We start from the raw sequence: 14,749 nt of genomic DNA on the forward strand, positions 1-14,749 counted from the left end.
TCAATTGCCGTCACCGATGGTCGTGCCACCGTCGACGATGAGATTCTGTCCGCTGATGAAGGCGCCACCGGGGGCGGCCAGCAGCAATGCCAGGGCCGCCACTTCCTCGGGCCGGCCGACCCGGCGCAGCGGCGTGAGCGCCAGGCGGCGCTGCAGGACGTCGGGGTTGTCGGTGAGCGGACGGGCGAATTCGGTGTGGATCACGCCGGGGCTGATGGCGTTGACGCGGACGTTCGCCGGCCCCCACTCCACCGCCAGGTTGCGCGCCAGCTGCGCCAGCCCGGCCTTGGACAACCCGTACAGGCCCAGGCTCTTGTTGCCGCGCACGCCGGCGATGCTGGCCATCAGCACCACGCTGCCGCCGCCACCTTCGGCCATGGCCGGGAGCAAGGCGCTGGTCAGCCACAGCGCGCTGCGCAGGTTGACGCTGAAGGTCAGCTCCCAGTCGGCATCGCTGGCCGTGCCGAGCGGCCCCAGGTGCGGCGCGACGCCGGCATTGCAGACCAGCGCATCGAGCCGGCCGAGATGTTCCAGAGCTTGCTGCGCCAGGGCCTGCACGGCGTGAGCGTCACGCAGGTCGGCGGGTACGGCGATCACGTCGATGCCCTCCTCCGCCAGCGACGCCAACGCTCGCGCACAGTCCTCGGCACTCTCACTGCTGATCACCAGACGCGCGCCAGCAAGGCCGTACTCACGGGCGATGGCCAGGCCGATGCCGCGGGTGGCGCCGGTGACCAGAGCAGTCTTGCCGGCGAGGGAAAACAGCGCGCTCATGCCTGGCCCGCCAGCAGGCTGGCAATGATTCGCCGGGCACGGTTGGCGCCGGCATCGACATGGATATCGACCATCGGCCGCTCGCCGAAGCGCAGCAGGTTGGCGTACTGCGCCTCGATCACCTGCTTGTCCTCGTCGAAGGTCAGGCGGGTCTGCTCCAGCACCCGGCTCAGGTTCTCTTCCGGGTCGGCCTGGGGATTGGTCGCCTGGGTCCAGAAGTAGTGACAGGTCTCTTTCGTCTCCGGGGTCACGCCATGGAAGCCGCGCAGGTGGAAGCCACCCCGCTCGGGCGTATCGATGGGCTCGCTGCCGGCGTCCACCGCGCCGGTCCAGATACACAGGTGCGAGGGCTGGAATTCGATCTCCTGCCAGCGGTCGATGCGCCCCTTGAACGGATAGGCGTCGCGGTAGGTGGGCGGCGGCTCGGAGTCGAGCATGTGGCGCACCACCCGTACCGACTGCTCATCGCCGCTGACCTGCATCTGCGCGTTCATGTGGATGCGCGCATTGCCGCCGATGGTGCGCAGGTGCACGTAGCCCAGGTGGCTGAGGTCGAGCAGGTTGTCGTGGATGAGCTGCCACGGCGCCGCATAGTGGTAGACGTCACCGCCGAAGCGGTACTGGCCGCTGTCGTGGTGCGGGTAGGCCGGTGGCTCCCGGTCGGGGGCGCCGCTGCCATGCCAGAGCCAGAGGATCTGGTCCCGCTCGCGCAGGACGAAGGCCTTCACCAGCGCCTTGCCGGGCACCTTGGCCTGGCCGGGAATCTCCAGGCAGCGGCCATCGGCGCCGAACAGCAGGCCGTGGTAGCCGCAGCGCAGGCCGTCCTGCTCGAGGGTACCGAGTGACAGCGGCAAGGCGCGGTGGCAGCAACGGTCTTCCAGTGCGGCGACGCTGCCTTCAGCGGTGCGGAACAGCACCAGCGGCTGCCCTAGCAGCGTGCGCGCCAGTGGCTTGTCGCCGAGCTCCCAGGCGAAGCCGGCGACGTACCAGCGGTCCTGCGGGAAATCAGGCTGGCCGGTGGGCGCAGCGGGGTCGAAGGTGGCGATGGGGCTGGGAATCATCAGTGGCTCCTCAGAGATCGAGTACCAGGCGCGGGCTCTTCGAGCGCGAGCAGCAGGGCGTGAACTGGTCGTTGCGGGCGTGTTCGGCAGCGGTCATGAACAGGTCGCGGTGCTCCGGCTCGCCGGCCAGCACGCGGGTCACGCAGGTGCCGCAGATGCCCTGTTCGCAGGACAGCGGGATGTCCACGCCGGCCTCCAGCAGCACGTCGGCGACGCTGCGCTCTGGCGGAATCCGGAAGCACTCTCCACTGCTCGCCAGTTGCACCTCGAAGCTGCCGCTGGCGGCCTCGGGCTCGGGCGCCGCCGCGAAGTACTCGCGGTGCAGGCGCGACTCGTCCCAGCCGGCCTGGCGCGCACTGTCCAGCACATGGGCCATGAAGCCGCCGGGCCCGCAGACGTAGAGGTGCGTGTCGTTCGCCGGCGCTGCCAGCAGGCTCGCGGCATCCAGGCGCTGTTCGGCGAGGCCGTCGTCAAAATGCAGTTGTACCTGGTCGGCGAAGCTCGACCGGCTCAGGCGTTCGAGGAAGGCCGCGCGGTCGGCCGAGCGACAGCAGTAGTGCAGCTCGAAAGCGGCGCCGCTCTGCGCGAGTCGTTCGGCCATGCAGAGGATCGGCGTGATGCCGATGCCGCCGGCGAACAGCAGGCTGCGGCCGGCTGCGTGGGCCAGCGGGAAGAGGTTGCGCGGCTCGCTGATGCGCAGCCGCGTGCCCTCTTCCACCGCCTCGTGCAGGCAGCGCGAACCACCGCGCGAAGCTGGGTCGAGGAGCACGCCGATCTGGTAGCGGTCGTGCTCGCGTGGGTCGTTGCACAGCGAGTACTGGCGCACCAGCCCGTTGGGCAGGTGTACGTCGATATGCGAACCGGCGCTGAACGGCGGCAGGCTGGCGCCATCCAGCGAGCGCAGCTCGAAGCCGAGGATGTCCTGCGCCTCGTGCTGGCGGCGGCTGACGAGGACCTCAAGCATGGCCGGCCTCCTTCGCCACTTCGGCAGCCGTGCGCTCTTCGGCGATCAGCCGGTCGAGCACGCGTCGGGCACGGATCGCACCAGCATCGCCGACCAGCAGCACCGGCTTGAGCGACCAGAACTCGGCGTCGCCCATCATCTCCTGCTGCGCTTCGAGCATCGGCAGGTCCTCGGTGGCGAATGGCCGGCGAATCGCCTCGACCTGTTCGCGGGCCAGTTGCTCGCCCATCGGGCCCATGGCTTTGGGGAAGCACATGGCGAACCAGTAGTGGGTGGTCTTGCCGGTTTCCGGCGTGAACAGGTGCGGGATCGGGTTGTTCACCCCTTCGCTGCGCGGCCGCCCGGTGGGCACCGCGCCGGCGTACAGCAGCATGTTGGCGGGGGCGTCCCAGCGCACATCGATCCAGCGGTCCACCGGGGTGCCTTGGGGGATGTTCATCGCCTGGTAGAGGAAGTCCGGCATGATCTCGGCCACGGTCTGGCGGTTCGACCAGACGCTGTCGCCCTCCTGCTCGACGCTGGTGATTGCGCTCTTCACGCCTTCGCCGCCGAGGGTCGCGGGGTGCAGGAACTCGACGTGGCTGAGGTCCATGATGTTGTCGGTTTCCAGCACGTAGTTGGCTTTGGCATGCAGGTAGCCCTTGCCGACGAACCAGTGCCCGGCGTCCATGCAGCTGAAGTCGGGGATGCGCTGCGGGTCGGCCAGCGCCGGCTCGCCCATCCAGATCCACAGCAGGCTGTGGCGCTCCACCAGGGGATAGGCCCTGACCTTCGCCGCCCGCGGGATGGCGCCATCGCCGTGGGGGTTGTGGGTGCAGGCGCCGCTGCTGTCGAAACGCAGGCCGTGGTAGGCGCACTGCACCTCGTCGCCCTTCAGGCAGCCCATGTGCAGCGGTGCGAAGCGATGCGGGCAGCGGTTGCCGATGGCCCGGGCTATGCCCTGGCTGTCGCGGTAGAGCAGCACGGGTTCGTCCAGCAGGGTGCGCGGGAACAGTTGCCCGGCCTCGACCTCGGTGTCCCAGGCAGCGGCGTACCAGGTGTTGCGCAAGTAGCTCACGGTCATGTCCTCGTTCTTGTTGTCGTGATCAGGCCAGCGCCTGAGCCTTGATCTGTCGCCCCAGCAGCACCAGGCACAGCGGAGCCAGTGCGAGCTGGGCCAGCGCCACCAGCAGCAGCGCATGCGGCAGCTGGGTGGCGATGCCGCCGGTGAGCGCCAGCACCAGCAACGGGCTGACGAATTCGCCGGCGAAGATCGATGCGGTGAAGCCACCGGTGGCGCGGCCGCGCTGGTCGAAGCCGACCTGCTGCATCACCTGGGTGATCAGCGTCGGCAGCAGCAGGCCCACGCCCAGCCCGTTCAACAGCACGGCGAGGACCACGGGCGCATGGCTGGATGACAGCGCCATCAGCCCGCCTCCCAGGCCCGCCGTGGCGAAGCCCAGCGCCAGCAGGCGACGCGCCGGTAACCCGGCGAGCAGGCGGAAGGTCAGCGCACCGGCCAGCACGCCGAGCTGGTTGGCGCCCATGGTCAGGCCGATCTGCTGCGGGCCGTCGACGTGCAGCAGTTGCAGCAGGTAGCCCGCCTGCACCGGCACGATGAACAGGCTGATGCCGGCCAGCCCGGTGAGCAGGTACAGCGGCGCCAGCGCCGCCCAGGGGAAGCGCGAGGCGCTGGCCGGCGCATGCTCGACGCGGCGTGCCTGCGGCTCCCAGAGCAAGGCGGCCATCAGCGGCAGGCACAGCACGCCCACGGCATAGAGCACGAACGGGGTGCGCCAGCTGCTCTCCCCCAGCGCGCCGCCCAGGCCCATGAACAGCGCGGCGGACAGCGAGGTGGCAACCATCTGCAGGGCGAACAGGCGCTCGCGGCGCTGGCCGTCGAAGTAGTCGCCCATCAGCGTGGTGCAGCAGGTCATGATCCCCGCTTCCGCCAGGCCGATGCCGGCGCGGCTGGCGACGATCAGGCCAAGCGAATCCAGCCACAGCGGCAGCACGCCGCAGAGGCTGTACAGCAGCATGCTGGCGAGCAGCAGCGAGCGCCGTCCCACGCGGTCGGCCAGCACCCCGGCCAGCGGCGCGAGGAAGGCGATTACCAGCGCCGGCAGGGTCAGCGCCACCGGCACCAGCACGGCGGCGCCGGGAGTCTCGGCGAAGTGCGCCTGCATGCGTGGCAGCACCGGCGCGATGAGCACCGCGCCAAGCACCGGCAGGCAGCTGCCGAACAGCAGCAACAGGGCCTGGGCGCTGCCAGCACGGCGATCAGCGCTCATGGGGCACCTCCACCAGCAGGCAATGGGTGGCGCCGTACTGGATCAGGCCGGCGCGCAGCTCGCGCCACAGGGTCTTCAGGCAGGGCATGGGGTCGTCCTCTTGTTTTCGTTGTGTGGACTCAGCGCGCCTGGCTGCAAGCCAGGGGCGTGGCGGCGTGCTGCTGGCAGCAGTCGCGGTCGTGGTGGACTTCCTGCAGGTGGTGCGCCGCCACGGTGGCTTGCGCCTCCACCCGTGCCTGGCGCTGCGGCAGGAGGAAATACGCCAGCGCCGGCAGCAGGATCAGCGCGCCGACCATGTTCCAGACGAACATGAAGGCCAGCAGCACGCCCATGTCGGCCTGGAACTTGATGGGCGAGAAGATCCAGGTGCCGACGCCGATGGCCAGGGTCACGCCGGTGAGCATCACCACCTTGCCGGTGAACAGCAGCGCGCGGTAATACGCCTCGGACAGGCTGGCGCCCTGGCGCAGCTGCGCCAGCACGATGCTCATGACGTAGAGCGCGTAGTCCACGCCGATGCCCACGCCCAGGGCGATCACCGGCAGGGTCGCGACCTTCACGCCGATGCCCAGCGCCACCATCAGTGCCTCGCAGAGGATCGAGGTGAGCACCAGCGGCAGCACTGCGCAGAGCACCGCGCGCCAGGAGCGGAAGGTCACCAGGCAGAGCAGGATCACCGCGCCGTAGACCCACCAGAGCATGTCGCGGTTGGCCTGTTTCACCACCTGGTTGGTGGCTGCTTCGATGCCGGCGCTGCCGGCAGCGAGGAGGAACTTCGCCTGCTCACTGTCGTTGTCGTGGGCAAAGGCCTGCACGCTATCGACCACCCGCACCAGGGTGTCGGCCTTGTGGTCGGTGAGGTAGGCGTAGAGCGTCAGCAGGCTGCAGTCGTCGTTGTACAGCCCGCGCGGGGCGTTGGCGGTGACCATGTTCAGGGTCGCCTGGTTGTTCACCAGTTCGTACCACTTCGGGCTGCCCTCGGAGAGGCCGACCAGCACCCGGCGGTTGAGCAACGCCAGCGAGTTGGTCGAATCCACGCCCGGCAGGCCGCGCAGTTGCCAGTCGAGGTCATCGACACGCTTGAGGGTGTCGTAGGCCGAGCAGGCGCCGGCCGGGGTCTGCACCATCACCGCGAAGACGTCGCTACTGGCGCCGTAGTGCCGGGTGACGAAGGCGTTGTCACGGTTGTAGCGCGAATCCGGGCGCAGCTCGGGAGCGCCGGCGTCGAGGTCGCCGACCTTCAGGTGCAGGCTCACGGCATAGCCGCCAGCGGCCATCAGCGCGGCCACGGCGATGCACGCGGCGGCCCAGCGGCGACGGGTGAACAGGTCGAGGAAGCGCCACATGGCGTGCTTGTCCGCCCCGCTCGCCTCGGCCTCCTCGGCGCGCAGGCTGCGCCGCGCCGCGCGGGCACTGACGCCCACGTAAGAGAGCAGCACCGGCAGCAGGATCAGGTTGGTGAAGATCAGCACCGCCACGCCCAGGCTGGCGATCACCGCCAGGTCCTGGATCACCTGGATACGGATGATCATCAGCACGGCGAAACCCACGGCGTCGCACAGCAGCGCGGTGAGCCCGGCGAGGAACAGCCGGCGGAAGGTGAAGCGCGCCGCCACCAGGCGATGCATGCCACGGCCGATGTCCTGCATGATGCCGTTCATCTTCTGCGCGCCGTGGCTCATGCCGATGGCGAACACCAGGAACGGCACCAGCACCGAGTATGGGTCCAGCTCGTAGCCCAGCAGCGGCAGCAGGCCGAGTTGCCAGACCACCGCGACCAGAGAGCAGATCACCACCAGCGCGGTGCTGCGCACGCAGCGGGTGTACCAATAGAGCACCGCGGCGGTGATGGCGATGGCGGCGGCGAAGAACAGCAGGATCTGCTTCAGCCCGTCGATCAGGTCGCCCACCACCTTGGCGAAGCCGGTGATGTGGATGTCCACGCCCTGCCCCTGGAAGCGCGCGCGCAGGCTTTCCAGCTCATGGGCGAAGGCCGTGTAGTCCAGCGCCTGACCGTCCGGGGTCTTCTCCAGCAGCGGCACGTAGACGATGCTCGAGCGCTGGTCGAAGGCCACCAGCTGGCCGATCTCGTTGGAGCGCTCGACGTTGCGCTTGAGTTCTTCAAGTTTCGCGACGCTGCCATCGTAGCCGTCTGGAATCACCGGGCCGCCTTCCAGGCCGTCCTCGGTCACACCGGTCCAGCGGGTCGAGGGTGTCCACAGCGACTTCATCGCCGCACGGTCGACGCCGGGCAGCAGGTACACCGCATCGTTGAGCTGCTGCAGGCTGTGCAGGTAGTCCTTGTCGTAAATGCTACCGCGCGGATTGGCCACGGCGATGCGCACGGCGTTACCCAGCCCGGCCAGCTCCTGGCGGTGCTCCAGGTAGTTGTGGATGAAGGGGTGCTCGCGCGGAATCATCTTCTCGAAGCTGGCGTTGAGCGTCAGGCGGGTGGCCTGCCAGCCCAGCAGCAGGGTCGCCGCCAGGCACAGCAGCAGGACCAGTGCGCGGTGGTTGAACAGCGCGCGTTCCAGCAGCGAGCCGGAAGCACTGTCGAAGTCGTCGAGGCGGCCGCTGGACGGCGCAGGGGAAGTCGTGGCGTGCATGGCTCAGTCCGCGCGAAGGGGTTGGGAAGAAGGTGCCAGGCGGCGCGCACCGGCCATGCCGACAGCGACGATGGCGCCATCGGCGGCGGTGATCGCGGCAGTCAGCGGCAGGCCGTCGGTGACCGGCAGCGGCTGCGCGGCGAAAGCGTCCAGGCCGCTGCGCAGCAGCATCCCAGCCTGGTTGGCGAGCAGCAGTTGCCCGCCCGTCACGCGGATGCCGTTGAGCGATGCGGGGATCGGATTGGCCAGCGGCTGGAAGCTTTCGCCAGCATCATCGGAAGCCAGCAGGGTGCCGCGCAGGCCGCCCACCAGCAGGCGCCCTCCGGGTAGCACGGCGGCGGCGAAGTAGCTGCCGTCGTAGGGGCTTTGCAGGGCATCGAAGTGGGCGCCGTCATCGCGCGAACGCAGCAACAGGCCTTGCTCGCCGGCGACGTACAGGTCACTGCCGGCGCGTGCCAGGGCGTACAGGTGAAGACCGCGCTGGTTCGGCAGCCGGCCCATCTCGGACTGCCAGCTGCGACCGCCATCGGCAGTGCTCAGGGCCACGCCGTATGCGCCGACCACCAGGCCGTGGCGGGTATCGGCGAAGCTCAGCGCCAGCAGCGGTTTGTCGGCGCCGTCGGCCACCAACCTTTGCGCAGCGGCGACGCGCGCAGCGTCTCCGGAAGCCTCGGCGGCCTGCTGCTCCAGGGCAGCGCCACGCTTGCCGTCGAGTTGCAGGGTCCAGTGCTCGCCGCCGTCCTCGCTGTGCAGCACCACGCCGGCGTGGCCGATGGCCCAGCCACTCTGCGCATCGATGAACTGTACGGCACTCAGGCCAGCGCTCACCGGCACCGCCGTGGCCTGGCGCCAGGTAGTGCCGTTATCGTCGGAGAGCAGCACCACGCCACGCTCCCCCACTGCCACCAGACGCTCGCCAGCGCGGGCCACATCCTGCAGCACCGCGCGCAGGGCCTGCGGGCCATGCACGGCGGGCTGCGCCAGGACATCCACGCTGCCACCGGCGAACGCCGCAGGCACCGCGCAACAGGCTGCCAGCAGCCAGGCGGAGAGACTCTTCTTCATCGCACGCAACCTTTCTTTTTTCTTGTAATCGGTACAACGGTTTCGCTACGGAGCTCCCTGTAGGACGGGCGGGGGCGCCTAGCCCATGCTCGCGAATCGCGGGCATGGCCCGCTCCTACAGGGTTCCCGCAGCTGGGCGAAGCCCGAGACGTCGGGCCTGCCCGCGGACGATCAGCGCACGCCCTCACCCGCCATGGCGTCGGCGGTGAACACCGAGTCCTTGTAGGGCGGCACGATGCGGTACTGCTCGCTCTTGCCGGCGAACAGGTCGCCGGCGAACCAGGCCCCGGAGAGCAGGTCGTAGAAGCCGTTGGTGAGGGTCACCACGCCGGGCAGGTCGGGCATCACCACCGGCGAGGTCCAGACCACCTTGGCCAGCTGGTTGCGGGCGTCGTAGCGCTCGCCGAGCACGGCGGCCCAGGTGTCCTCGTCCAGGTAGTAGGTGCTCTTCGGCATCACATGGCGCTGGCCGTCCTTGAGCGTCGCTTCCACCACCCAGACGCGGTGCAGTTCCCAGCGGATGGCGTCGGACTTCAGGTGGTGCGCGTCGAGCATCGATTCGGCGCTGGCGGCGGTGAACACCTTGTTGGCGTTGTAGGGGATGTACATCTCCTTCTTGCCCACCAGCTTCCAGTCGAAGCGGTCGACGCGGCCGTTGAACACGTACAGCTCGTCGAAGCTCATGACCCCGGCGGTGGCCGGCGTCGGTGTATCGCAGCAGGCGTTGGGCAGGCGGCGCACGCGGCGCTGGCCGGGCAGGTAGGTCCACACGGCAGCCTTGTCGGCGTTGAGGTTCTCAAGGCCGGTGATGGCCTCGCCGGCGCGCAGCGGCGGGCCGTCGTTGATCATGCGGATGGACCAGAACACGCCCTTCTCGCCGCTGCCGCCGGGCAGGTACCAGGGCATCTGGAAATCACCGCGCGAGTCGTTGGTCAGCACGTGCTTGCCGTCGGCGGTGGTCAGGTACTGGTTGAAGTTCGAGTGCCAGGAAGCCCCGCGCCAGCGCAGCAGGTGGTTCCAGATGGCCTCCACGCCGTTGCCCGGGATCGGGAACGGAATCCCTCCGGCGGCGCCTTCGGGCATCGGCCCGGCGGGGCCCTCCACCAGCTTGCCGCTGGTGGCGTTGGCGAAGGTGGCGTCGTACACCGACTGCGGCGCGGCCGCGCTGCGGTGGGTCGGATAGACCTCCAGGCGGTAGCTGTCCGGGTACTTCTTCAGCATCGCCTGGATGCCGGGGGTCAGCTTGTCGGCGTACTGCGCCATGTTCTGCGCGGTGATGGTCAGCTGCGGCTTTTCGCTGGCGAAGGGATCGCCGCGCTTGCCGCCGTCCTTGTAGGCCGGGTCGACCTGGGTGTAGCCGCCGGTCCAGGCCGGGATGCTGCCGTCGGCATTGCCGGCGCGTTCGCCGCCCAGCGGGGTCAGGGTGGTCTTCAGCTTGCCCGCCTCCTCGGCGGACACCGCGCCAAAGGCGCCATGGGCAAACAGCAGGGAGGCACTCAAAGCGGTGAGCAGGGAAACGACTTTCTTGTTGTGTTTCATCGGGCAGTCCTCGGTCAGAACGTGCGGCTGACGGTGAAGGCGATGAAGTCGCGGTCTTTCAGCGACTGTTCGAAGGTGTAGTGGTTGTCGGCGTCGAGGAAGGTGTTCTCCGGGCCGTAGTAGTGCGTGTAGGTCAGGCCCAGGCTCCAGGTGTTGAGGTAGTTGCCCTTCAGGCCGATGTTCAGGTCGCCGCCGTGGTCGGTGCCGAAGCCGGTGCCCAGCGCCTCGGAGGCGCCGTTGGTGTAGCTCGCGCCGATGGGCACCGAGAGGTCGAGGCCGGGGTAGATCTGCCGGTACATCGGTTCGAACACCAGGCGCAGGCTGGTGGCGTCGCGGTCAGCGTTGGGGTCGACCGCATCGGCGTTCTTGCTCACGCTCATCACCCGGTTCCAGGCGATCTCGCCGAGGAAGCTCGACTCGGCAGCGACGAAGTTCGGCTCCAGGCTCGCCAGCCAGGAGAAGTTGGCGTGCAAGGTACGGCCGGTGGCGTAGACCGGGTCGTCGTCGTTGTCGATCGCCTCGCCCACCGCCAGCGCATGCTGGCTGGTGGAGGCCAGCGGCTGGTTCCAGCGGGTGGACAGCTCGCCGGCCACGTTGAAGTTGCCCAGGGTGGTGGAGAAGCTCGCACCCAGTGCCTCGATGCCTTCGGGGTAGACCCAGTAGAACTCGCCGGCCTTGCCGGTCACCGGGTTGAGGCTGGCGAAGTCCGGGCGCACGTTGAGCTGCGGGCTCTTGTCGTGGAAGCGGATGGCGTAGACGCCCCAGTCCACCGTCTCGGTGCGCCAGCGCAACTGCACGCCGCCCTGCCCCGAGTCCTTGGCCTCCTTGTCGTTGCCACGGTAGAAGGCCAGCGGCTGGCCCCCGGGCATCACCGGCGCGCCGATGAACATGCGCTCGCCGCCGTCGCCGAAGAAGTCGTCGTTGGAGAAGTAGCTGCCGGCGGCGGGCAGGCGGTTGGCTTCCCACTCGAACTGGTAGTAGGCGCCCAGCGACACATCCGGGGTCAGCTGCAGCTGGCCGGAGACCTGCTGCACCGGGCGGATCAGTTCCTTGAACTGGGTATTGGGCACCGACAGGCCCTTGACCACGTCGATCGGCGCCATGCCGCCGGCGATGCCGTTCATGCCGTAGAACAGGCTCTCGCCCCACTGCATGGCGTAGCGGCCCAGGCGCCCGGACACCGGCATCTCGCCGATCTCGGTCTTGCCGAAGACGAAGGCATCCAGCAGTTCGCCCTTGCGCCCGTGGAGGGTGCGGGTGTCGTCGGTGAACTCGTCGTAGTCCACCGAGTAGCTGTTGGCGCGGCTCGGATCGTTGTTGTCGGTGCCGCGGTTGTAGACGTCGTCGTACCAGGCCGCGCCGCTGATCCGCGCACCGACATCGCCGTAGGTGATGTCCAGCTCGGAGAGCAGATCCAGGCGGTTGGAGATCAGGCCCTTGTCGAAGTTGCGGTCGCCATCGTCCAGGTTCAGCGCGGTCTGGCCTTCGGTGAGCTTGCTGCTGGCATCCTGGGTGCGCCAGGCGGCGCTGTACTTCAGGGTGTTGTCCCAGCGCGCCCGCAGGTCGGGGTTGCCGGTGTCGAATTCGAAGGCCTGGGCGTGGCTGGCGGCCAGCGCAAGGAGCGCCAGGGTGATGGGCTTGAGCGGCGGCAGCGGCCGCGCGGTTGCACGCGTGCGAGTCAACATCGGGGTTTCCTCTTTCTTGTTCTTGTGCGTCGGTGTTGGCGGTTGTGGGTGACCCGGGCCGTGGCGCGCCATCAAGGCAGGGCGCGCCGGGCGGAGAGATCAGATGGGGCGTGCGGTGACCTCCAGCATCTGCTTGACCAGGCCGATGCGGTCGAAGGACGGGTCGCGCTGGATTTCCTTCTCGCCGGCCAGCAGGGACATCTCGCTGATGAACCTGCAGCGCTCGAAGCGGCGGCCCATGAAGCGCTGCAGCTGGTCTTCCAGCTCGCCGCCGGCGGTAAGTTCCTCGGCCAGCACCACGGCATCCTCGATGGCCATGCCGGCGCCCTGGCCCAGGTGCGGCGTGGTGGCGTGGGCGGCGTCGCCGATCAGCAGCACGCGGCCGCGGTACCAGGGCTCATCGACGAACACGGCTTCCAGCGGCTTGTAGACGACCTCGCTGCTGTCGCCGATCTGCTCGCGCAGCTCGCCGATCAGCCCGCCGAAGCCGGCCAGGCGCTGGCGCAGGCCGTCGGCCAGGCTGGCCGGGTCCATCCAGGGGTTGCCCGGCTCGTGGGAGGTGGTGAAGAGGTACATCAGGTCGTCGGCCAGCGGCACCAGGCCGGCGTTGCCCGACGGGCCCTGGTAGTTCGCCAGGTGATCGATGCCGGCGGCGCGGGGGAAGTTGTGGCGCCACACCGACTGGCCGGTGAAGCGCGGCTGGTACTTATCGCCGAAGAGCAGGCCGCGCACCCTGGAGAACAGGCCATCGGCGCCCACCACCAGCGCGTAGCGGCCCTGGCTGCCGTCGCTGAACAGCACGTCGACGCCGCTGGCGTCCTGTTCTAGGCTTTCCACCGACGTGCCCAGGCGCACCTGGGTGCCCAGTTCGATGGCGGTCTCGCTCAGCACCTTGTGCAGCGCACGACGGGAGATGCCGACGTTGGCCGGGTACTGCGGGCCGGCCAGGCGCTGGCCGGGAATGCGCGCCAACTGCTGCCCGCCGGTGGTGTAGATGGCCACGTCCTCGAAGGCGTAGGCCGCATCCAGGTAGGCGTCGAGCAGGCCGAGGCGGTGCATCTCGCGCACCACGTTGCTCTGCTGGATGATGCCGACGCCGTAGACCGTCCACTCGGTCTTCAGCTCGACCAGATCGACCGCGACTCCCTTGCGGCGCAGGGCGATGGCGGCGCACAGCCCGCCAATCCCGCCGCCCACGATCAGCACATTGCTCACAGTATTCATGGCATCTCTCACGTCTTGTTCTTGTTGTCCGCCACGTTCTGCGCGGCGGCCGTTCTGCGTGCCCGGGGCACAGCTTCCCGGCGGGGCCGGGCTTTGACCAATCGCGTCCGCGGATGCGACCTATCGCGCGGCGCGATACCTCAGGCGTCCAGTTGCGCCAGCGGCAATAGCAGCCAGCCGTCGGCCTCGCGGTGTTGCAGCGCCGGCAGCACGTCCCCGCGACAGGGGCCGTGCACGCAGGCGCCGTCCTCCGGGCGGAAGCGCGCGCCGTGGGCGTAGCAGATGACCCACTGGCCATCGGCGCTGAGGAAGCGGTCCTTGCGGTACTCCAGCGGCACCGACAGGTGCGGGCAGAGGTTGCGGTACACACGCACCCGACCCTGGTGACGGAGAGCGAACAGGCTGTCCGCTCCCCTGCCCTGCGGGTCGAAGCCGCGCGACTGCCCCTCGCCCAGCTCGTCGAGCCGGCACAGCGCCACGCAATCCACGGTTCAGCCCTGCTTGGGCGGCGGGCCGCCGGGCGCCCATTTCTCCCGCGAGGTGAAGAGGAACAACTGCGAGTTGTCCGCCGACATCGGCGCCTGGCGTGCGGCCCAGGCGTCGTCGTGCTTGTCCATGTCGGCGTCGTACTCGATGTGGCAACCCAGCGGGCTGTTGAAGTACCAGAACCAGTTGGAGCCCAGCAGGTGGCGGCCGGGGCCCCAGAAGCTGGTCCAACCCTTCTGCTGGAAGCGCGTGCCGGCCAGCAGCACTTCGGTGCCGCTGCCCATGTGGAAGGTGAAGTGCTCACAGCCCTGCATGTGCGGCGGGGTCTGGATCATGAACAGGCAGTGGTGGTCGTCCATGCCGGCGGTGCGCATGAAGGGGCCGACGCCGACGAAGCTGTCGGTGGTGACGAAGCCCAGGCGGTCGCGGTAGAAGGCTTCGCCCTTGGCCGCGTCGGGCACGAAGTAGACAACGTGGGACAGGGTGCGCGGCTGCGCCGGCATGTCCGGGGTGATGCCCAGCTGGTTGAGCGGGCGCTGCGGCGCGCTGCCGGGGGCGTTGGTCAGGTCGGCCGGCGCTTCGAAGGTGCGGCGCCAGGAAACTTGGAAGGCGATGGCGAAGCCCAGGTCGTCGACGCTGTGCAGCGCGCCGTTCTCGTCGCGGCGCACCTCGCGGTCACGCCCCAGTTCGTCGGCGATGGCTTCCAGGTCCGCGGTGGACGCCACGCCGTAGAGGGTTTCGCGCAGCGACGGGGTTGGCCCGAGCGCCGGCGGCAGGCTCGGATCGTCACCCCGGCGAATGATGATCGCGGTGCCGTCCAGCGCCTCGAAACGGCCGCCGTCGGCATCCAGTTGGGCGGCCGTGAGGCCGTAGTCACGCAGGCAATCGGCACAGGCCTGGATATCGTCGACGCCGAATACCAGCGCGTCGAGTCCAAGAATGTTCATGGCTACCACTCCATTGAAATTATGTTCGGCGCCGGGCAGGGGGTCGCCGGTGGTGGGTCGCCGCGGCTCGTCGGCCGCTCGACTGGAGCGCAGGTTGATGGCTCGCCCGGCAACCTGACCAATCGCAT

The 14,749-nt window shown here is 68.9% G+C and carries 12 protein-coding genes; all 12 read right to left on the reverse strand.

The genetic code is table 11. The features are described from left to right. The 12 genes from IB261_RS18460 to IB261_RS18515 all read right to left on the reverse strand — a co-directional run bounded on the left by IB261_RS18460 (position 1) and on the right by IB261_RS18515 (position 14,621). Positions 1-774, reverse strand: coding sequence for an SDR family NAD(P)-dependent oxidoreductase (locus IB261_RS18460; RefSeq protein WP_192381414.1), 774 nt, complete (start codon positions 772-774; stop codon positions 1-3). Next, positions 771-1,835, reverse strand: coding sequence for a Rieske 2Fe-2S domain-containing protein (locus tag IB261_RS18465; RefSeq protein WP_081518477.1), 1,065 nt, complete (start codon positions 1,833-1,835; stop codon positions 771-773). The genes IB261_RS18460 and IB261_RS18465 overlap by 4 nt, the downstream gene beginning before the upstream one ends. 10 nt (positions 1,836-1,845) lie before the next feature. Further along, positions 1,846-2,799 (reverse strand): PDR/VanB family oxidoreductase, encoded by a 954-nt coding sequence (locus tag IB261_RS18470; RefSeq protein WP_192381413.1) that lies wholly within the window; start codon positions 2,797-2,799, stop codon positions 1,846-1,848. Then, positions 2,792-3,856 carry a Rieske 2Fe-2S domain-containing protein gene (locus IB261_RS18475; protein WP_192381457.1) on the reverse strand — a complete coding sequence of 355 codons (1,065 nt, stop codon included), beginning with the start codon at positions 3,854-3,856 and terminating at the stop codon, positions 2,792-2,794. The genes IB261_RS18470 and IB261_RS18475 overlap by 8 nt, the downstream gene beginning before the upstream one ends. Before the next feature lie 28 nt (positions 3,857-3,884). Next, complete coding sequence (locus IB261_RS18480) at positions 3,885-5,069, reverse strand: MFS transporter (protein WP_192381412.1); 1,185 nt, start codon at positions 5,067-5,069, stop codon at positions 3,885-3,887. Between the two features lie 119 nt (positions 5,070-5,188). After that, positions 5,189-7,675 (reverse strand): efflux RND transporter permease subunit, encoded by a 2,487-nt coding sequence (locus tag IB261_RS18485; RefSeq protein WP_192381411.1) that lies wholly within the window; start codon positions 7,673-7,675, stop codon positions 5,189-5,191. Positions 7,676-7,678: 3 nt separating this feature from the next. After that, positions 7,679-8,740: a WD40/YVTN/BNR-like repeat-containing protein gene (locus IB261_RS18490; protein WP_192381410.1), complete on the reverse strand. Its 1,062-nt coding sequence runs from the start codon at positions 8,738-8,740 to the stop codon at positions 7,679-7,681. Positions 8,741-8,911: 171 nt separating this feature from the next. Next, positions 8,912-10,279, reverse strand: a complete 1,368-nt coding sequence (locus tag IB261_RS18495) for a DUF1329 domain-containing protein (RefSeq protein ID WP_151187600.1) — start codon at positions 10,277-10,279, stop codon at positions 8,912-8,914. Positions 10,280-10,293: 14 nt separating this feature from the next. Continuing rightward, positions 10,294-11,964, reverse strand: coding sequence for a DUF1302 domain-containing protein (locus IB261_RS18500; RefSeq protein WP_192381409.1), 1,671 nt, complete (start codon positions 11,962-11,964; stop codon positions 10,294-10,296). A 99-nt stretch (positions 11,965-12,063) separates the two neighbouring features. Further along, positions 12,064-13,188 carry an FAD-dependent oxidoreductase gene (locus IB261_RS18505; RefSeq protein ID WP_081518484.1) on the reverse strand — a complete coding sequence of 375 codons (1,125 nt, stop codon included), beginning with the start codon at positions 13,186-13,188 and terminating at the stop codon, positions 12,064-12,066. 140 nt (positions 13,189-13,328) lie between these two features. Next, positions 13,329-13,676, reverse strand: a complete 348-nt coding sequence (locus tag IB261_RS18510; protein ID WP_081518485.1) for a Rieske (2Fe-2S) protein — start codon at positions 13,674-13,676, stop codon at positions 13,329-13,331. A gap of 3 nt (positions 13,677-13,679) precedes the next feature. Beyond that, complete coding sequence (locus tag IB261_RS18515; RefSeq protein WP_081518486.1) at positions 13,680-14,621, reverse strand: VOC family protein; 942 nt, start codon at positions 14,619-14,621, stop codon at positions 13,680-13,682. Positions 14,622-14,749 lie beyond the last annotated feature (128 nt).

This window comes from Pseudomonas sp. PDM20 (assembly GCF_014852575.3).
Classification (GTDB): domain Bacteria; phylum Pseudomonadota; class Gammaproteobacteria; order Pseudomonadales; family Pseudomonadaceae; genus Pseudomonas.